The 19,441-nt window shown below is 36.4% G+C and carries 17 protein-coding genes; 9 read left to right on the top strand and 8 right to left on the bottom strand.

The genetic code is table 11. The annotated features are described in order from the left end of the window. Positions 1-26: 26 nt before the first annotated feature. Complete coding sequence (locus FY049_RS03690) at positions 27-653, bottom strand: 1-acyl-sn-glycerol-3-phosphate acyltransferase (RefSeq protein WP_446083204.1); 627 nt, start codon at positions 651-653, stop codon at positions 27-29. 155 nt (positions 654-808) lie between these two features. Between FY049_RS03690 and FY049_RS03685 the strand changes: the two genes are divergently transcribed. From FY049_RS03685 to FY049_RS03670, 4 genes are all read left to right on the top strand, one after another. Then, complete coding sequence (locus FY049_RS03685; RefSeq protein ID WP_224964901.1) at positions 809-2,062, top strand: MFS transporter; 1,254 nt, start codon at positions 809-811, stop codon at positions 2,060-2,062. Positions 2,063-2,637: 575 nt separating this feature from the next. Then, positions 2,638-4,299, top strand: coding sequence for a phosphoethanolamine transferase (locus FY049_RS03680; protein WP_327858231.1), 1,662 nt, complete (start codon positions 2,638-2,640; stop codon positions 4,297-4,299). A gap of 17 nt (positions 4,300-4,316) precedes the next feature. After that, positions 4,317-5,009 carry a DNA-binding response regulator PmrA gene (locus FY049_RS03675; protein ID WP_056514455.1) on the top strand — a complete coding sequence of 231 codons (693 nt, stop codon included), beginning with the start codon at positions 4,317-4,319 and terminating at the stop codon, positions 5,007-5,009. A 1-nt stretch (position 5,010) separates the two neighbouring features. Continuing rightward, a complete protein-coding gene (locus FY049_RS03670; RefSeq protein ID WP_446083203.1) occupies positions 5,011-6,348 on the top strand; it encodes an ATP-binding protein in 1,338 nt (445 codons plus the stop codon). Between the two features lie 28 nt (positions 6,349-6,376). On the opposite strand, the gene FY049_RS03665 is transcribed toward FY049_RS03670, so the two are convergent. The 4 genes from FY049_RS03665 to FY049_RS03650 form a co-directional block, all read right to left on the bottom strand. Then, positions 6,377-7,183 (bottom strand): hypothetical protein, encoded by an 807-nt coding sequence (locus FY049_RS03665; protein ID WP_004722609.1) that lies wholly within the window; start codon positions 7,181-7,183, stop codon positions 6,377-6,379. Positions 7,184-7,480: 297 nt separating this feature from the next. Next, a complete protein-coding gene (locus tag FY049_RS03660; protein ID WP_333664964.1) occupies positions 7,481-8,155 on the bottom strand; it encodes a phosphatase PAP2 family protein in 675 nt (224 codons plus the stop codon). Positions 8,156-8,457: 302 nt separating this feature from the next. Continuing rightward, on the bottom strand, positions 8,458-9,645 hold the full coding sequence (locus FY049_RS03655; protein WP_004722606.1) for an ammonium transporter: 1,188 nt from the start codon (positions 9,643-9,645) through the stop codon (positions 8,458-8,460). A 319-nt stretch (positions 9,646-9,964) separates the two neighbouring features. After that, positions 9,965-10,450 (bottom strand): hypothetical protein, encoded by a 486-nt coding sequence (locus tag FY049_RS03650; RefSeq protein WP_056515285.1) that lies wholly within the window; start codon positions 10,448-10,450, stop codon positions 9,965-9,967. A gap of 239 nt (positions 10,451-10,689) precedes the next feature. On the opposite strand from FY049_RS03650, the gene FY049_RS03645 reads away from it, so the two are divergent. Beyond that, entirely contained in the window at positions 10,690-11,304 is a 615-nt protein-coding gene (locus FY049_RS03645; RefSeq protein ID WP_227515132.1) for a hypothetical protein, read from the top strand. A 2-nt stretch (positions 11,305-11,306) separates the two neighbouring features. Here the strand turns inward: FY049_RS03645 and FY049_RS03640 are convergent, their stop codons facing one another. Further along, positions 11,307-11,915 carry a hypothetical protein gene (locus tag FY049_RS03640; protein ID WP_056514447.1) on the bottom strand — a complete coding sequence of 203 codons (609 nt, stop codon included), beginning with the start codon at positions 11,913-11,915 and terminating at the stop codon, positions 11,307-11,309. Positions 11,916-12,070: 155 nt separating this feature from the next. Here FY049_RS03640 and FY049_RS03635 point away from each other — a divergent pair, with 155 nt between their 5' ends. Then, on the top strand, positions 12,071-12,913 hold the full coding sequence (locus tag FY049_RS03635; protein WP_446083202.1) for an SDR family NAD(P)-dependent oxidoreductase: 843 nt from the start codon (positions 12,071-12,073) through the stop codon (positions 12,911-12,913). A 298-nt stretch (positions 12,914-13,211) separates the two neighbouring features. Beyond that, a complete protein-coding gene (locus tag FY049_RS03630; RefSeq protein ID WP_056514442.1) occupies positions 13,212-13,580 on the top strand; it encodes an endonuclease domain-containing protein in 369 nt (122 codons plus the stop codon). A gap of 470 nt (positions 13,581-14,050) precedes the next feature. Here FY049_RS03630 and FY049_RS03625 read toward each other — a convergent pair whose 3' ends face one another. Continuing rightward, positions 14,051-14,479: an SMI1/KNR4 family protein gene (locus FY049_RS03625; RefSeq protein ID WP_446083201.1), complete on the bottom strand. Its 429-nt coding sequence runs from the start codon at positions 14,477-14,479 to the stop codon at positions 14,051-14,053. A 72-nt stretch (positions 14,480-14,551) separates the two neighbouring features. Continuing rightward, entirely contained in the window at positions 14,552-17,446 is a 2,895-nt protein-coding gene (locus tag FY049_RS03620; RefSeq protein WP_446083200.1) for a valine--tRNA ligase, read from the bottom strand. Between the two features lie 349 nt (positions 17,447-17,795). Between FY049_RS03620 and FY049_RS03615 the strand changes: the two genes are divergently transcribed. Together FY049_RS03615 and FY049_RS03610 are read left to right on the top strand one after the other, a co-directional pair. Beyond that, complete coding sequence (locus FY049_RS03615) at positions 17,796-18,491, top strand: hypothetical protein (RefSeq protein WP_004722586.1); 696 nt, start codon at positions 17,796-17,798, stop codon at positions 18,489-18,491. An 80-nt stretch (positions 18,492-18,571) separates the two neighbouring features. Continuing rightward, complete coding sequence (locus tag FY049_RS03610) at positions 18,572-19,369, top strand: SDR family NAD(P)-dependent oxidoreductase (RefSeq protein ID WP_004722584.1); 798 nt, start codon at positions 18,572-18,574, stop codon at positions 19,367-19,369. Positions 19,370-19,441: the final 72 nt, after the last annotated feature.

Genomic DNA, 19,441 nt, shown 5'->3' with positions numbered 1-19,441 from the left:
ATCTGAACAGATTGTCTCTATTTTTTCTAGCCATTTTTCAATAGTTTTTGTAAAGGAATCGATAATAATTTAGGTCGTTTAGGTGAAAAGTTACCTTTAAAACGCGATAAAATTTCTGCTAAATCTTGCTCATAATCTCCTGTGGGTTGTAATGTACCTAAACAGTGAATTCGCTTTTTCTCGTAATCGAGTGAAAAAATTGCAATCGGGATATTGGCACCCATTGCAATGTGATAAAAACCACTTTTAATTTTTTCAGCTTTTTTTCGTGTACCTTCAGGTGCAATGGCAATCCAAATTTTATCTTGTTGTTGTATAACTTTAACAATCTGTTGGGTGAGTCCATGCGGTGAATCACGCTGTACGGGAATGACACCAATCCACTCAAAAAGTGCTTTGAGTGGTGGCTTAAACAGGCTATCTTTTCCAAAAATTGTGACTTTAACACCAATACCTAACATGGCGAGGAAAGCATATAGACCATCATAATTCGAGGTGTGTGGTGCAATAAATACCACGGCTTTAGGTAAGTTGGGAAATTCACCCTCAAATCCCCAGCCTTGAACTAAGTAAAGGTTATTAAAGATATTACGGCTGATGCTGGTACCACGTTGGGGTACTTGATCTGGTATGATCGGAAAGTTTTGTGACATTGTATTTTTATATGACTGCTCTTGTATTGATTTTAGTTTTTTGCTTAATAGTGACTATCTGCAAAATGTAAATATTACAAAATTTGTAGATTAAAGCAATACACACAAGATCAAGTTAGGCCCATTTATATTGACATCGTTCGAGTTTAGATTGCATGCGACATACTTATTTGTTGTTATTTTCACTGTATTGGGCGCAGGGTTTACCTGTAGGTTTTATGACCCATGCCTTACCAGTGATTTTACGCTCACAAGGCGTGTCTTTGGCGCATATCGGCGGCTTTGGATTACTCATGGCGCCTTGGGCAATTAAAATTTTATGGGCGCCTTTTGTGGACAGTTTTGGACATGGTTCCAAAGGGCATTATCGAAGTTGGATTATTCCAACCCAAGTTTTAACCATTGCTATCCTGACCATTTTATCTTTTTTACCAATTCAATCCCTGAATGAACCGATCTATTTATTATTGTTTTTTATGGCTTTGCTCTGTATGAACTGTATTGGTGCAACCCAAGATATTGCAACGGATGGCTTAGCCGTTAGTATTTTAAAAGGGGATCAGCAACATATTGGGAATATGATTCAAGTCATTGGCTCTCGTTTAGGATTTATTATTGGGGGCGGGGCAATCCTATGGGCAATGGACTGGTTAAGCTGGCAAAGTACGTTTTTGATTTTGGCAGGAATTGTGGCTTTAAATACAATTCCTATTTGGTTTTATCAAGAACCTAAGCACTTGAAAAAGACTGCTTTAGCACATTTACAGGATGATGTTGCACAGCACTTTATTAAGAAATTTAAAACCTATTTAACTTATTTCTTTGTCAATAAAAAACTAAGAGCATGGTTCTTTGTGCTTTGTACCATCAAAATAACGGATGGCTTTACAGGTCCAATTACCAAACCTTTGTTGGTTGATCTACAGTTGAGTCTTTCTCAAATCGGCATTTATATCACTATGGTGGGGGCATTTTCTGCACTATTGGGTGCAGGCTTGGCCAGTTTAATGCTAAAAAAACTAAAGCGTCACCAAGCTTTAATCCTGTTTTCTATTTTGAAATTGATCAGTTTAGCAGGGTTCGTGTGGTTAGCAGCTCAATATGAACAATCGCACTTTGTAGCACCGTGGTTAATTTATTTGATTAATGCTTTAGAAGATCTTTTTGCTGCAATGCTTTTAGTCATAATCTTAACTTTAGTGATGCAATATAGTCGTCAAGAACATGCAGGTACAGATTTCACTTTTCAGGTCTCTATTATGGCAACAGTCAGTGGGTTGTTATATACATTAAGCGGCATGATTGGCGATCAATTGGGATATTTAAATTACTTAAGTTTGATTTTGGTGATTGGTATTTTTTGTCTCATCCCGATTATATATTGGATTAAAAAGATACGTTATTCATAATATTATGAACTTAAATTTTTATAATAAGTATTTAGTATTCAATGCGATGATTAGTCGTTTTTTGATTGAATTAAATAGATTGAATAATTTTTCTTAGGCATCATTAAGTCAATAATATATTATAAAAACGTAAAATAAATTGTGTGGTTGGTGGAATTTAATTTATATATAAATATCTTTGATTTAATGTGATTTTACCTTTATTTTTTAATTAAATATTGATGTGTTTTACATTGAGTGGAAAATAAAAAATTACTTTTTCGTCATTTTTAAATGTGTAGAAATCAATTCGTGTATTATCCCATTTATTGGATTTAAAGTAATTTCAGTTCCCAATAATTAACTCAAAAAATTGCTGTGGATCGATTAAGCAGGATTAAAATCTACAAGCTATAAAATAATACTAACTTTTTTTATAGTTTTTTTATTTGATTTTAAATTTCTCAGATTATGAGAAATATTAAGGTAATTACAAATAGGATCAGTGGCGCAATATGCTTGGGAAAGTGCTTTTTAAGTTCAGTTTAAGCTTCATTTTTTAACTTAACACTATTGAAAAGAGTATTGCCAAAGTAATGTCTAACTTAATACAGCGTATAAAACGACGTGAAGTCTCAATTTCCCTAACTGCTTTTAATTTTATTGTCGCAGTGTGGTTAGGCTTGTGTCTGAATTTTAGTTTTTTAAATAAAGTCCAGTCTCTAACGCCTTATCAGGGGGTTAAAGCACAGCTGTTTCTGATCGCGACAGGTTTTGTGCTGGTTGCTTTATATAATCTGTTATTACAAATTTTAGACTGGAAATGGACAGCAAAATTTTTTGCAATTGTCTTGGTCTTCATTGGTGGATTTAGTGCTTATTTTGTCAATTCATTGGGCGTAGTGATTTCGCCTGATCAAATTCAAAATATGGTACAAACAGATCCTAGTGAAGTGTCAGACTTACTTTCTTTGCAATTTTTTATTTGGACACTGGGATTTGTTGTTTTACCCATCATCATTATTCTTTGGGTAAGAATTAAACCAGAAAAAATTGGCAAAATACTGTTATTTAAAAGCCTAAATATTGCAGGCTCTTTCGCTGTAATTGCTGCATTATTATTTGTTTTCTATGTGGATTATGCCGCTATATTTCGTGAGCATCGTGATTTAAAAGGCATGATTTCTCCGCAAAATGCTGTGGCTTCAACACTTTCTTATTTTCATAAAAAAGCACCGAAAAAAAATCTACCTTTGATTCGTTATGGTGAAGATGCACATTTAGTCGAGGATGTTGCTTTACAGCATAAACCTAAATTGATGGTTTTGGTGGTCGGTGAAACCGCACGTGCGGAAAGTTTTTCTTTAAATGGTTATGCAAAGAATACCAATCCTGAATTGTCTAAGCAGGCGGGCTTAATTAATTTTTCTCAAGTCAGTTCTTGCGGTACAGCAACTGCAGTTTCAGTGCCTTGTATGTTCTCAGGTATGCCGCGTAAAGATTATGATGAGCAACTTGCCAGTCATCGAGAAGGTTTACTGGATATTGCACAACGTGCAGGTTATAAGGTGACGTGGATTGATAATAATTCAGGATGCAAGGGCACTTGTGATCGTGTTGAGAAATTTGTTATCCCTCAAGATTTAGAGAAAAAATGGTGTCAAGGTGGCGAATGTCAAGATGGTATTTTGGTAGACAGCTTAAACCTGTATTTAAGCCAATTGCCAAAAGATGACAAGCAAGCACATTTGATTGTATTACATCAAATGGGAAGTCATGGACCTGCTTATTATAAACGTGCACCAAATGATTTTAAAAAATTCAAACCGACTTGTGAAACCAATGCGATACAAGGTTGTTCATCGACTGAATTGATTAATACTTATGATAATTCGATTGTCTATACAGATCATATTCTAAATCAATTGATTGAAACTTTAAAACAGCAAGAAAACTATCGCACAGGTTTTTGGTATTTATCTGACCATGGTGAGTCTACAGGTGAACGTGGTATGTATTTACATGGTGCACCTTATGCGATTGCGCCTACTCAACAAACCCATGTACCTATGGTGATGTGGTTTTCAGATGCATGGAAATCTGTAGCAGCAAAACAAATCAATTGTTTAAATCAACAAAAACAGGCAACATTGAGTCAAGATAATTTATTTCCAAGTCTTTTGAGTTTGTTAAATGTCCAGACTCAAGTCATAGATCAAAAAAATAATATGTTGCACCAGTGTGCTGTACAAAGCTGATTGAAAGGATATAAACCATGACCAAAATTTTGATGATAGAAGATGATTTTATGATTGCAGAATCATCTAAAACATTATTGAAATATCAAGGCTTTGATGTGGAATGGGTGAATAATGGCTTAGATGGTCTCAAGCTTATTTCTGAGAAACAATTTGATTTGGTCTTACTTGATTTAGGCTTGCCCATGATGGATGGGATGCAGGTCTTAAAGCAAATCCGTCAACGTTCTAGTTTACCTGTACTGATTATTTCAGCACGTGATCAATTACAAAATCGTGTTGAAGGTTTAAATCAAGGCGCAGATGATTATTTGATTAAACCTTATGAGTTCGATGAACTGGTGGCTCGTATCCATGCGTTATTACGTCGTACAGGTGATACAGCGAAAGAAGTAACTGGAAGTGCTTCAAATCTGCTAAAAAATGGTGAAATTGTTTTAGATGTTGAACAGCATATTGCAACACTAAAAGGTGAAACGGTGGAGCTTTCAAATCGTGAATGGGCAATTCTCATTCCGTTAATGACCCATCCCAATAAAATATTTTCTAAATCTAATTTAGAAGATAAATTGTATGCTTTTGATAGTGAAATCAACAGTAATACAATTGAAGTCTATGTGCATCATATCCGATCGAAATTGGGTAAAGATATTATTCGTACAATTCGTGGGTTAGGTTATCGTTTGGGGCAACCACAAAAAGCGGAATGATATGGAAACTGCATTTTCCTTAAGAAAGCGTTTAATTCGTTATACCTCTATTTTTAGTATTTTACTTGGTTGCGTGTTGGTTTTTTCCGCTTATAAAATTTCTTTAGAAGAGATCAACGAAATTTTAGATGCTCAGATGGTCTATCTTGCAGAGCGTGTGGAGTTAAATCCAAGGCCCATTCAAAGTCATTTTGATATACACAAACGCTATCATGAAGAAGATTTATTTATAGATGTTTGGGCATATGCTGATCCAAGTCAAACACAAAATACGCAACATCATGTCATTGTTGAACCTAAACAAAAGGCTGGTTTTTATAGCCAAGATACAACGCATGGTACTTGGATTACTTATATCTTACCCACAGCTAATTATCAGATTCAAATCAGCCAGCAAGAAAAAGTCAGAGAGCATTTGGCTTTAGAGCTTGCAGGCAGTATGTTTCTTCCATATTTACTGATCATTCCATTTGCTTTGTTGGGCTTGGTTTATATTATTCGTCGCAGTTTGAAACCGCTTGAAGACTTTAAATCCGAACTGGCAAAACGTGATTCAAATTCATTGGTGGCAATTCAAAATGCTCACTATCCAGAAGAATTACTGCCGACGATCCATGAAATGAATCATTTGTTTGAGCGAATTTCTGTTGCTCAACAAGAACAGCGCCAATTTGTGGCAGACGCTGCACATGAGTTACGTACACCCATCACCGCATTGAATCTACAAACGAAAATTTTGATGAGCCAGTTTCCTGAAGAGGAAAATCTAAAAAATTTAAGCAAAGGTTTGGCTCGGATGCAACATTTGGTCACGCAATTGCTTGCTTTGGCAAAGCAAGATTCCTCATTGAGTCATGAAGTTCAAGTGACTCAATTTAAGCTAAATGATGTGGCACTCAATTGTGTAGAACAGTTGATGAATCTCGCAATGGAAAAAGATATCGATCTTGGCTTTGTACGTAATGAAACAGTGATTTTAAAAAGTGTAGAACATAGTCTGCATTCAATCATTTTTAATTTAATTGATAACGCAATAAAATATACACCTGTTTCAGGCATGATTAATATTTCTGTGTTTGAAGATATTCATGATTCTGCATATGTTTTGATTGAGGACAGTGGTTTAGGAATTGAACCAGAGATGTACGATAAAGTATTAAAACGTTTTTATCGCGTACATCATCACTTGGAAGTGGGCAGTGGTTTGGGATTGTCAATCGTGGATAAAGCCATTCAACATTTAGGTGGTGAATTGTCTTTATCCCGTAGTGAGGAGTTGGGCGGACTCAGTGTCTTGGTCAAAATCCCGATTCAGTATGAGATCAAAACTGAGAAGTAAAATGATTGGAAAATAAATGATCCCATTTCTACATTAATGGAAGTGGTTCATTTTTCTTCATATATTGGAAAAATTCTAAACATTTTTGCATCCTACGACCATCACTGCCAAGTTTACCCAAATTAAAGTTTGCGACCCAGTTGAGTTTATTTCCTATACGGCAAATTTCGTTGTATTTTGATTTACTTGGATAAATTTCTCCAATAAAAATATCGCAAGCTTGAGCAAGCTCATCATCATTAAAACGGAATGACGTTGAGAAAATAAAACATAACCAATCTCTAATTTGACAGGTTTCTAAGTCCAGTACTTCCCCAGGATCAGTTTCAAAGTCAATAAAAGTAAATGCTTTGTCCTTATTGACTAAAATATTTCGTGCAAAGGCTTCACTCAAATAACTGTCTTTGTGATGGACAGCTTGAATTGCAAAGATTGCTTCACGATAAAACTCTAGTTTTTTTGCCGTATTTCCTTCCATTTGTGCCAATGCTTGATCGAGTTGCATCACATCTTCACCATGATCAGCAGCATCTTCAATCAATAGACCTTGTGAACAATTGGCTAAAATTTGTGGCGTTGGAATACCTAATGAGTTTAATTCTGTCAGACGATGAACTTCACAATAAATCGATTTGCTTCCACCATAATTTGGAATAGGTGTTAGCGCTTCAATATTCAGTATACGTGCAACCCATTTTAATGGGACATAAATCCAAGCCGAGTGGCGTTCAGAGGCTTTTTTAAGCCACACTTTGCCATCATCCAATTGATAAGACTGAATATTTTGGTCTTGAATTTTAAGTGAGTTGCGGAGAAATTTAGAAAAATTACTCATATTTTGCACGTATAAGATTACTAAATTGGCTCAAGTATAAACAAAATATAATAATTTGTAAAAATTAAGATTGATTTAATAATTTAATATTTAAATTATGACAAAAATGTAATTCTTTGAGTGATAAATATAGCTTCGCCTCACTTCATTTAGCATTTTAGATTAGAATGAAAAGAGATGAATTGTTAAATAAACGAGAGTGATGACTAATGAGCTTTTAAATATATGATGTATTTTTAGAGTCGCATTTATAATAAAATAATGTTGTGCGATATATCGTTTAGAAATTTAGGATCGTTATCTGCTAAATTTTTTATAAAAGATACGATACATAATTAAATTAAAAGTAAAAATAATCCAGCCTGTCCAAAGGTTATGGCTAAGGAAATGTGCACCACGCATCATTTGCCCCCAACCTGTAATCAAACCAAGTGCTAGACCTAAGACTAAGAAAAGATAAGCAACTTTAGAATTTGATCGTCTAAATACAAAAAAACCTGTAAGCAGTGAAAAACCTGTACTGGCGTGGCCACCAGGAAAGCAACGTCCGTTGCTTGCTGAAAAATCCCAAACATAGCCTAAAGCAGTTTGTTCAGTCATAGACCAAGGGCAGGCATGGGCTGAGTGGGATTTTAAAATGCCAATCAGTGCAGTGGATAAAACACTGACAATAAATAAATAGCCCAATTGCCATTGATACGCTTTTAATTTCGCAACTTTAAAAGATGCAATCCATGAAATGAATACCGCAATATAAAAGGCAATGACAATATGTTTAAGCAGTTTGTGATTAATTTCAATGAGAAACCAATTGTTTTTGAGTGGGAAATGACCAGTACTATCTATCCAAGGTTGGATAAAATACATATCGATTGCACCACCAACAGGAAATACAAAGAACAGTATTAAAAATAGTATTCCAAGCAATAAACTATTTTTTAGGAAAAATTTATTTGAGTCGGAATACGGCATGAGATGAGTCACTCAATTTAATCATTTTAATCTGCGCTTATTAGAAAAAAATAACCTTAAATTAGACTTAATTATTAAATAATGAGTAGTATTATGATTAAGTGGCAATATAAAAATTAAAATATCTATGATTATTTCAAGATCAATGTTTTGAATATTTATTTTAAGGACTAACTATTATATTTTAAAATTGTATTGCGAAAATTATTTTATTGTCATTTCGATACAATAAAAAAGCGGCTGAAAAGCCGCTTTTTTATAGCGTAAAAATGTATAAAATTAAAACATGGTATTAGAAATGATTAAAACATTGCATCTTCAGAATTTGCAGAAATTTTATGAATGGATAAATCCGCACCACGAAACTCTTCTTCTTGTGTTAAACGAATACCCATAGTGGCTTTAAGTATGCCGTATACGGCAAACCCACCTGCTAAGGCCAGTAAAATGGCAAGTGAGGTACCAATAAGCTGAGACATCAAGGATACTCCGCCGATTCCCCCCAACCACTGCTGACCAAATATGCCCACAGCAATACCACCAAATGCACCACAAACACCATGTAATGGCCAAACCCCAAGTACATCATCAATCTTGAGTTTATTTTGTGTGTATGTGAACAGTTTAACAAACAGAAAACCTGCACAGATACCAATAAATAAAGCGCCAATTGGGTGAACAACATCAGAACCTGCACAGATTGCCACTAAGCCTGCTAAGGGGCCATTATGTAAAAAGCCAGGATCTTCTTTTCCAAAGAAATTTGCAGAAAGCGTGCCGCCTACCATTGCCATGAGTGAGTTCATTGCAACTAAACCTGAGATTGCATCTAAGCGTTGAGCACTCATGACATTAAAGCCAAACCAGCCAACAATTAAGATCCAAGAACCGAGCGCTAAGAAAGGAATAGAAGAGGGTGGATGCGCACTAACGCGACCATCTTTTTTATAGCGCCCATGACGTGCACCGAGTAGTAAAACTGCTGCAAGCGCAATCCAGCCACCCATCGCATGGACAACAACAGAGCCAGCAAAATCATGGAAGCTTGCACCAAATGTATCCGCTAACCACTTTTGCAGGCCGAGATTACCATTCCACGCGATCCCTTCAAAAAAAGGATAAACCAGTGCCACTATAAATAAAGTTGCAATAGCTTGAGAACGCATTTTGGCACGTTCTGCAATGCCGCCAGAAACAATGGCGGGAATTGCTGCAGCAAAGGTCAAAAGGAAAAAACAACGCATCAAATTGTAGCCATGCTCAGTTGAAAGCGTAGCGCCTGTATGGAAAAAGTGTTGTCCATAGGCAATATAATAACCAACAAAGAAGTAGGCGATTGCTGAGATTGAAAAATCAGTAATGATTTTACTGAGTGCATTGACTTGATTTTTATGGCGAACTGTTCCCAGCTCTAAAAAAGCAAAGCCAGCATGCATAGCGAGTACAAGCACTGCGCCAAGCAAGAGAAAGAGTAGATCAACGTTTTGCATATACGATTCTTTTTGGTGCTATTTGTCACAAATTGGTTCAAGTATAACCAACGATTTGAATCCGTGAAGCGTTTGGCTGTATGAAAAAATAGATCAACAATTTCAAAATATTATTAAGACTCGATATAAAGCAAAAGTATGCACTATATTGGAATTTATGCACTAACTTGATGCAATAAGATATTCTGGTTTATTTTTAAGGTACTGATAATTATTGATTTTTATTTGTTGTGTTTCACCTTAAACCCAGACAGTCAAATTTTAATCTAAAAATAAACCGATAAAATGTTTTAACTAAAATTAAAAAATAACTTAATGATCAATTTTTGGAAACACCCAGATTGCAAACTTGATTTTTGTATTCGAAACGGTTTCTTTGAAATTTTTGACCGTTCCATCTATACACAGCAAAGCATTTAGTTGAGTCATTGATGGCAATATCTGGCCAACCATGTTTTCCTAAAGTAGATAGAAATTCAGGCGTCCCATGACTGTTAAATATTCTCACCCATTGTTTATTGGTCTGTTGGGTAACAATATAAAATCCAATTCCTGTGTTTGCGTAGCAACCGACACCACCATCGACTATAACGGCATCAGGACGACCATCTTTATTGAGGTCACCATAATAGGAGATATTGCCAAGGCTACAGCGGCTTTCCCAGCCAAGATTGGTTTTTTGAAACTTTGCGCTTTTAAAAATTTGTATTGCCGTTTCCTCAGGCACTTGCGGAGCCGCAGCATAATTAAGCGAGGCCAAAAATAGTAATAGAACACCACTGCTGAATATTATTATATTTTTCATCATCATATCGATTATTTTGTGATTGAATTAACATTATTTTAAAAATATGTATTTTTATCAAGCTTTTGTTGTCATGCTATTGTATTCATCTTCTGGTTTAAGCCGTATCTTAGGGCTATTTCACTTATATCATTATAAATTTCAAATGGTTGGTGTATTATTGTGTGATTTAATGAGTTGTAAATAAATGTTTAATATAAAATCAATTTGCGATTAAACGATCAATGAAGTGTATAAAAATGATGATGTCTAAAACATATTCCAATTTTTTAGTGTATTTAATAGTGCTCTTTGGTTTCTGTCTATTTGCTGAATCAGTGAGTGCGCAATCCAACCAATATAAAATCTATAAATCTAAACTGTTACAGTGTGGAGAAGCAACTTTTCAAGTTATTTCACAATGTTATAATTCTAACGAAGGTGCAGAGTCAGGTAGTGCGGGTCCTTTTCGAGCATTATGTTTATCCAGTCAATTAGCGGTAAACTGGAAAGGTCAGCAAAAGATACTGAATTTTCCAATGGCAACAGCACAGCAGAAGAAAATATTAGCAAGTAAAGGTTATGCTTTAAAACCTCAGATCAAAGTAGGGGATTGGTCACCACAAAGTTTAGCTTGTGGTCAAGCGGCTGGTATTGCGGGGCATTTTGTGGTGGTCAATCAGGCAACCACCAACGATATTAATCAAGAATATCACGGCAAAGGTTCATTGAGTGATGAACCCATTTTGCTGAATTTAAATGGGACTTTTACCAGTGAAACACTTAAAGCAAAAATCTATGCTTTATTAAAGCAAGACCAAGTGAAGATTTCTAAAGTCATTGGTGCAAATGCAATTTTTGCGGATGAAAAATAGATTTAACAAAGATAAATCCGTTTAATTTTGTCATCTGTTAAGAAAAAGGCAGATGCAGCACAGGTTTCTTCGAGGACATTGACTGAAACACCATCACCTTTAAACTTTAAATAATATTTAGGGTCAATCTGTTCGTTAGCAATAATATCGCCATTTTCTCCAAAGCGATATTCTTCATCGACATAGATATTTGTTTTAGGTGCGACTTCGAACTTAGCAAAAATATTTAAATCATCATCTTCTTCATTATTTTGATAGTAATAAACTTTATCACTGTCCGAAATACGGAATTCAAATAGATATTTCATGCCTTTTTTATTGGGATTCTTTAAGACTTGGAACGCATCTAGTTTTCCATCTCCATCAAAATCGATGAGTAATGGCTTTTTGAGATATGTCGTATCGACTAAATAACCTTGAGGGAGCTGTGTTGGATTATTGACGAGGTGGTCTGGCTCTGGCTGAGCAGGAATCACAATAGGTTCTGCTTTGGTTTGAACATGTTGTGGCGTTTCTTGTTTGGTTGGCTTGCTTTCTGATGAGGTGCTGGGTTTCTCATGACATCCCACGAGAAAAATAAGGGTGATGCATAATAAAATTTTGTTTTTCATAGAATATGAATCATTCAATAATTTTGAATCTTGAAGATTCTATCTTAAAAATTGATTTTTTGATGCTCAATGTCCTAAATTGGATATATAGTCATGTGTTTTATCACGTGCCAGTTTGCTGTCCATACTAATTCATCACCACAATGGGGAATATTTTGAACACATCAAATTCTGATCAAGCTTTATCTGTCGTGATTACAGGAGGTACACGTGGAATTGGTTTTGCTTTGGCAGAAGCTTTTTTAAAGTTAGGTTGGTCTGTGATGATTTCGGCACGAAATGTAGCGCAGTTAAATCAAGTTGTTGCAGATTTTGCGCAACGCTATGCACCGAATAAAATTTATGGGGTGACTTGTGATGTGGCTCAATATGAAGATTTACAAAATTTATGGAAAGAAGCAGTTTTAAAGTTTGGTCAGGTCAATGTTTGGATTAACAATGCTGGTACCTGTAATGCAGCAAGGGCATTTACCGAGATTGCTAGCTCAGACTTAGAAAGTGTAATCAAAACCAATGTGCTTGGAACAATGTTGGGTTCGCAAGTGGCTTTAAAAGGAATGATGCAGCAAGGTTTTGGGCAAATTTTTAATATGGAAGGTTGGGGCAGTCGTGGCGAGTGGAGTGCGGGGATGACTCCTTATGCAACCAGTAAACGAGCAGTTGCTTATCTGAATCATGCTTTAAATAAAGAAACCAAGAATAGTGATATTTTGATTGGAACGCTCAGCCCTGGAATGGTGGCAACAGATTTATTGATTTCTTCTTGGCAACAAGGTGAAGTTAAAAACTGGCATAAAATGAAATGGTTATTTATGTTTGTGATTGACCCACCTGAGCAAGTGTGTGGTTATTTGGCGCAACGAATTAGCAAGAATAAGAAGAGCAATGCGCGTATTGTCTGGATGACACCATGGCGTTTGTTACTTCGATTTTTCCAACCTTATTATTGGAAAAGAAATCCTGTACAGGGGACAGCTTTGGATCAGCTTAAGGAATAGTGATTCTACTGTTATGCATTATTGCAATGATATTTAAAGAGCAGACCTCTCCCTAACCCTCTCCTGAAAGGAGAGGGAACTTCATTGTGTATCAAATAACTATTAAATTCTCAAAGAGTGTTTCTTCCACATTTTGGGAAAGATTGAGGTGGTGGAGTTTATGCAAATATTTTAGTTGCCTCTCTATTTAATCCTATGTTGAAAGGAGAGAGAAACCTATTGTGTATCAAATAACGATAAAATTAGTAATGGAAGTCCCCTCTCCCCGTGGGAGAGGGTTAGGGAGAGGGAGAATAAAATGAAGCTAAACCCCAAATTATTAGAATACGCTAAATCTATGCGACACGATGCCACAGATGCCGAACATCTTATGTGGCAATTTTTACGAGCTCAACGGTTTATGAGTTTAAAGTTCCGTCGTCAACATGTGATTGAGCCTTATATTGTTGATTTTTACTGTCATGAATTGGACTTAGTGGTTGAGTTGGATGGTGGTCAACATAATACAGATGTGGGCGTAGCTTATGATAATGGAAGAACTCAGTTTTTAGAGGTTTTGGGGCTTAAAGTTATTCGTTATTGGAATGATGATGTGTTGAATCGGAGTGAGGTAGTATTGGAAGATTTGTGGAATATCTGTATTGAATTGAAAGACACCTCTCCCTAACCCTCTTCTGGAAGGAGAGGAAACTCCATTGCGTATCAAATAACTATTAAATTCTCAAAGAGTGTTCTTTTCACATTTTGGGGAAGATTGAGGTTGTGGAATGTTAGGCACACATTTTTAGTTGCCTCTCCCTAACCCTCTCCTGAAAGGAGAGGGAACTCCATTGCGTATCAAATAACTATTAAATTCTCAAAGAGTGTTCCTTCCACATTTTGGGGAGGATTGAGGTTTTGGAATTTATGCAAATATTTTTAGTCATTTCTCTTTAGTCCTCTCTCAGGAGGTGAGAGAAACCTATTGTGTATCAAATAACTATTCAATTAGTAACGAAAGTCACCTCTCCCCGTGGGAGAGGGCTAGGGTGAGGGTAATTCTTGAAAAATTAGAGTGTATCAATTTGCTTCATTTTGCGAACTAATCTTTAAGTTAAATGGATATGCAATTGTTTAATGCTGTACGGAAAAACATCATCAATCGAGTATTTCTAAATCACCTTTCATTATGAGCAAAATAAACTCTTCAAAATTATTACAAACCTTATTATGCGTATTACAAATTTCATAAATGCCGAATTCATTGCCATATTCATCTAGTTTTACTGCATATGCAGTCATCCAGAGTAAGAATTCAGAGAATACAAAACAATTTGCATGAGGAAAGTTTTCAATCCCTTTTAAATCTTTTACAGGTCTAAATTCAGCTAAAGAAAAGAAAGAATAGCCCTCATCACCAAAATTGGCTTCACCTGTACCATTGAAAAAAATAAAATATTCTTTAAAAATTTGTGGAAGTCTAACTCCGTATTTTTGTTCAAATTTTAACGTTTCTAACAATGTAGTCGGTTGATTGATACGTATATTTTGATTGATGAAATGTTGTTTTAATTTTTGAATAACCATAATTATTTTACTCAAAAAAAGAAGGAAGCTTAATTAAGCTTCCTTCTTTAGAGGCAAAATTGCAAGCTTAGCTTAAAGCGCTGCAATCTGTTCCATATTGGCTTTAATCTTGGCTAACTGATCTACAAATTCAGCAAGTTTAACTTTTTCACCTTCAACAACAGCAGCAGGTGCTTTAGCCACAAAGCCCTCATTTGCAAGTTTAGAAGCAATTTGGTCATGCTGTTTTTGAACTTTGTCTAAGTCTTTTTGCAAACGAGCAAGTTCTGCTTTCGGATCAATCAAACCTTTCATTGGAACAAATACAGACACATGACCAACGACAGAAGATGAAGACAACGGCGGTTGCTCAGCATCTGCTAAGAAGGTAATGCTTTCAACTTTAGCCAAAGCCTTAAAAAGTGGTTCAATACGTGCAATTTGTGCTTTTTCAGCATCAGTGGCGTTTTGAAGCAATACAGGTAATAAACGTGCATTACCTAAGCCCATTTCGCCACGAATATTACGTACAGCGCCAATCAAGCCTTGTAGCCCAAGCATATCTGCTTCAGCCTGATCATTGATACGTTCAGGATTTGGAACAGGATATGGCGCAAGCATGATGGTTTCACCACCAATACCAATCATTGGTGCAAGGGTCTGCCAAATTTCTTCAGTTAAGAATGGCATGATTGGATGCGCAAGACGTAAAGATGCTTCCATTACAGAAAGAAGGACACGACGAACTTCCGCTTTACGCTCAGTTGATACGTTTTCATCATTCAGTACTGGTTTGGTCAGTTCTACATACCAGTCACAGTATTCATTCCAGATGAACTCATAAATCGCTTGAGCAGCCAAATCTAAACGGTAGGTTGCAAACGCTTGTTGAACGGCAGCTTCCGCTTTTTGTAAACGGCTGACAATCCACTGTTCAGGAAGTTCCCAAAGATCTTGACGGATTTCTTGACCAATTGGCTGTTGTTCACAGTTCATCATCACGAAACGGGTTGCGTTCCAGATTTTGTTGGCAAAGTTACGATAGCCTTCAACACGTTTCATATCGAACTTAATGTCACGGCCTGTATTGGCAAGTGCACAGAAAGTAAAACGAACCGCATCTGTACCGTAAGCTTGAATACCTTCAGGAAATTCTTTACGCGTAGATTTCTCAATTTTTGGTGCATCTTTAGGGTTCATTAAACCAGTGGTACGTTTTTGTACTAAGGTTTCAAGATCTACACCATCAATCAAATCTAATGGGTCGAGTACGTTGCCTTTAGATTTAGACATTTTTTGACCTTCACCGTCACGAACCAAACCATGTACATACACAGTTTTAAATGGAACTTGCGGTGTGCCATCTTCATTTTTCATGAAGTGCATGGTCATCATGATCATTCGGGCAACCCAGAAGAAAATAATGTCAAAACCTGTAACCAATACATCCGTTGGGTGGAATGTATTTAAGAAATAGTTTTCTTTATCTTTTGCTTCATCACCGGTCCAACCCAGTGTAGAGAATGTCCAAAGACCTGAAGAGAACCATGTATCCAGTACATCTTCATCTTGGTTTAATTCAATATCAGCAGCGATATTGTTTTTTTCACGAACTTCTTCTTCAGAACGACCAACATAAATGTTGCCTTCTGCATCGTACCAAGCTGGGATACGGTGACCCCACCACAATTGACGAGAAATACACCAGTCTTGAATGTTGTTCATCCAAGCCATATACATATTGCTGTATTGTTCAGGCACAAACTTAATATCGCCGTCTTTTACTGCTTTGATTGCAGGCTCTGCAAGAGGCGCAATTTTAACATACCATTGGTCGGTCAATAATGGTTCAATGATCACACCTGAACGGTCACCACGTGGTGGTTTCAGTGTATACGGTTGAATTTGGTCTAACCAACCTTCAGCTTCAGCTTGTGCAACCAATTTTTTACGTGCAGCAAAGCGCTCTAAACCAATATAATCAGCTGGTGCTGGGATGGTTTTAGAAATCGCTTCACCAGCTTTTGCGATAAACTCAAAATCAGCTAAAACTTCGGCATTTTTGTTGAAAATGTTGATGATTGCGAGTTCACAACGTTTGCCCACTTCATAGTCATTGAAGTCATGTGCAGGGGTGATTTTTACACAACCTGTACCGAATTCTTTATCGACATATTCATCTTTAACAATCGCAACCGCACGACCTGTAATCGGCAGGATAATATTTTTACCAACAAGGTGTGCATAACGTTCGTCATCTGGAGCAACTGCAACAGCAGTATCACCCAGTAATGTTTCTGGACGGGTTGTTGCAACCACTAAATAATCGTGACCGTCTTGAGTACGTAGAGACTTATCTTCAAAGAAGTATTTGAAGTGCCACAATGAACCTTGTTCTTCTTTATCTGATTCAACTTCTAGGTCTGAAAGTGCAGTTTGTAGTTTAGGGTCCCAGTTTACCAAGCGTTTGCCACGGTAAATCAAACCTTGTTCATGCAGTTTTACAAATACTTCTTTAACAGCATTTGAAAGGCCATCATCCATGGTGAAACGTTCACGTGACCAATCTACAGATGAGCCAAGGCGACGAATTTGACGGGTAATTGTACCGCCAGATTGTTCTTTCCATTCCCAAATTTTGTCGATGAACTTTTCACGTCCTAAGTCATGACGACTAATGTCTTGAGCTGCCAATTGACGCTCAACCACCATTTGCGTTGCAATACCCGCATGGTCAGTACCTGGTTGCCATAAAGTATTTTTACCAGACATACGATTGTAACGTGTCAAGGCATCCATGATGGCATTGTTAAAACCATGACCCATGTGCAAGCTACCCGTGACGTTCGGTGGCGGAATCATGATACAGAATGAATCGCCTTTACGAGACGGTTGGAAATAACCTTTCTCTTCCCAAGTCTTGTACCATTTTTTCTCGATCTCGGTAGGATCGTAGGTTGTAGCAATATTTTGCGCTGAATCAGTCATAGTAAAAACAGATCAAAAGTAAGTAAAAAATTGCATTCATTGTAGCAAATATTCATTAGGAATGTTGATTCCTGTTATGGCATATTTATCTTGAATTAAATGCAGCAATCAAAACATGAGAATACAAGATGCATTTGTTGTTTTTATCGATCTTAAATATGACAAATGTTGGATATTGTGGGGTTTTAACTGGGTCATATTTACAAATACGTGTTTTAGGTATTTGATTTATTGAAAGTATTTGTGATTGATATTCAACAAATAGCAGTAGTTAAAGACAATGCAAGATATTTCAAGTTTTGCTAAGATCAAAATTGAATAGGACAAAACAACAAAAGGACACATAACAATGCAGTATAAAATCGATTTATTGATTAAACAGCAGACGTACCAAGAGTTAAAAAGCATTACCCAAAGTTTGAATCATGGCGAAAAAAGAGATCTGGCAAAACAATTAGGTAATGTCTTTACGGAAATGTCATGCCAAGTGCTGGATCAGGTTTTTGGAACCTTACTTGATGAACAACGTAAAAATGATGCACTAGATGCGACAGGGAAGAAAAAGCTCAAAGAAGCTGAACAGATTTTTGATCAGATTGAAGGGGCATTAAAAAAATATATGCCGTGGTCAATTTCCTTTTTTAGTAATGATCGTCTAAAGCCTGTGGCAAACCATATTCTTAAAAAGTTTGAAGATTCAGATGCAACTGAAGTGGTGATGTATTACCAATTAGACCGTAGCTTAGGGCAAGAAGCGACTAGCAATATTCAAAAGGTCATTCAAGGGGATACCAGTGCTTTGCCTGTGACACTAAAAAATTTGGTTAAAATTATTGACCTCGGTGTATCAGAATTTATCCGTGACCCTAAGACTTTGTTAAAATTTAACTTTGTGGTCGATAAAACCTTAAATGGTGTGATTAATATGATCACCAGTACTGGCTATAAACGCTTAGAAAAAGTTGGCGATGAATACAATCCTCGCAATGTAGAAAAGGCGCAACATTATGCAGAACATTTTAAAAAGTTTTTAGTTGAAGGTTAGTTTTTAAAAGCAAATCACTTGATTGATTTGGTGGGTCACGTGGTCTAATATTTATTCACCATATTCAAGAGCATAATAAAATGGAAAGCTTAGAAGGAAAGGTGGTTTGGATTACAGGCGCATCTTCAGGGATTGGTAAAGCCTTGGCTGCTGAATGTGCTTTACAAGGTGCACAAGTGGTTTTAAGTGCAAGACGTTTAGAAGAACTTGAAAAAGTTCGTATAAGTCTTCTTAACCCAGATCATCATATTTCTGTGGCAATGGATATTACCGATGAAGCACAAGTACGCCATGCATATGAACAAGTCTTAGATGAGAAAGGGCGTATTGATTGGTTGATCAACAATGCGGGTTTAAGCCAAAGGGCACTGATTGCTGATACCACAATGCAAACTGAACGTGCGATTATGGAAATTGATTACTTCTCTCAAGTGTTTTTGACCAAATTGGTTTTACCAACCTTTTTAGCTCAAAAATCTGGGCGAATTGCGTATATTTCTAGCGTTGCGGGCTTATTGGGGACGCAATATCGGGCATCTTACTCTGCAGCAAAAGCAGCGATTCATATGTGGGCAAACAGTTTACGCGCAGAAGTGGCACAAGATGGTGTTAATGTTTCTGTTATTTTCCCTGGTTTTGTAAAAACCAATGTATCTTTCAATGCCTTAAATGGTGCAGGAAAAGCACAGGCACATCAGGATGAAGCCATTGAAAATGGATTAGAAGCTGATGATTTTGCGCAGAAAACAGTTTCCGCTTTATTAAAGGGTCAAGAATATATTGTCGTGGGTGGGCGTAAAGAAAAATTGGGTGTGTTGGTTTCTCGTCTATCACCATCGACACTTTATAAAATGATTCGCAAGATGAAAGTAAAGTGATTGAAAATTCATAAATTTTGCTTGTATTGATAAGGCGTTTATACATTGTCTAAGCGCTTTTTCTTAATATGT

The organism is Acinetobacter sp. 1125_18A, assembly GCF_052824985.1.
Note: the sequence above shows the minus strand (reverse complement) of the source record. Positions and strands in the feature narration are given on the sequence as shown.

Bases quoted from the DNA above. Each gene is read 5' to 3' on its own strand.
- FY049_RS03690 (WP_446083204.1), bottom strand. From the start codon at position 653: ATGTCACAAAACTTTCCGATCATACCAGATCAAGTACCCCAACGTGGT.
- FY049_RS03685 (WP_224964901.1), top strand. From the start codon at position 809: ATGCGACATACTTATTTGTTGTTATTTTCACTGTATTGGGCGCAGGGT.
- FY049_RS03680 (WP_327858231.1), top strand. From the start codon at position 2,638: ATGTCTAACTTAATACAGCGTATAAAACGACGTGAAGTCTCAATTTCC.
- FY049_RS03675 (WP_056514455.1), top strand. From the start codon at position 4,317: ATGACCAAAATTTTGATGATAGAAGATGATTTTATGATTGCAGAATCA.
- FY049_RS03670 (WP_446083203.1), top strand. From the start codon at position 5,011: ATGGAAACTGCATTTTCCTTAAGAAAGCGTTTAATTCGTTATACCTCT.
- FY049_RS03665 (WP_004722609.1), bottom strand. From the start codon at position 7,183: ATGAGTAATTTTTCTAAATTTCTCCGCAACTCACTTAAAATTCAAGAC.
- FY049_RS03660 (WP_333664964.1), bottom strand. From the start codon at position 8,155: ATGCCGTATTCCGACTCAAATAAATTTTTCCTAAAAAATAGTTTATTG.
- FY049_RS03655 (WP_004722606.1), bottom strand. From the start codon at position 9,645: ATGCAAAACGTTGATCTACTCTTTCTCTTGCTTGGCGCAGTGCTTGTA.
- FY049_RS03650 (WP_056515285.1), bottom strand. From the start codon at position 10,450: ATGAAAAATATAATAATATTCAGCAGTGGTGTTCTATTACTATTTTTG.
- FY049_RS03645 (WP_227515132.1), top strand. From the start codon at position 10,690: ATGATGATGTCTAAAACATATTCCAATTTTTTAGTGTATTTAATAGTG.
- FY049_RS03640 (WP_056514447.1), bottom strand. From the start codon at position 11,915: ATGAAAAACAAAATTTTATTATGCATCACCCTTATTTTTCTCGTGGGA.
- FY049_RS03630 (WP_056514442.1), top strand. From the start codon at position 13,212: ATGAAGCTAAACCCCAAATTATTAGAATACGCTAAATCTATGCGACAC.
- FY049_RS03625 (WP_446083201.1), bottom strand. From the start codon at position 14,479: ATGGTTATTCAAAAATTAAAACAACATTTCATCAATCAAAATATACGT.
- FY049_RS03620 (WP_446083200.1), bottom strand. From the start codon at position 17,446: ATGACTGATTCAGCGCAAAATATTGCTACAACCTACGATCCTACCGAG.
- FY049_RS03615 (WP_004722586.1), top strand. From the start codon at position 17,796: ATGCAGTATAAAATCGATTTATTGATTAAACAGCAGACGTACCAAGAG.
- FY049_RS03610 (WP_004722584.1), top strand. From the start codon at position 18,572: ATGGAAAGCTTAGAAGGAAAGGTGGTTTGGATTACAGGCGCATCTTCA.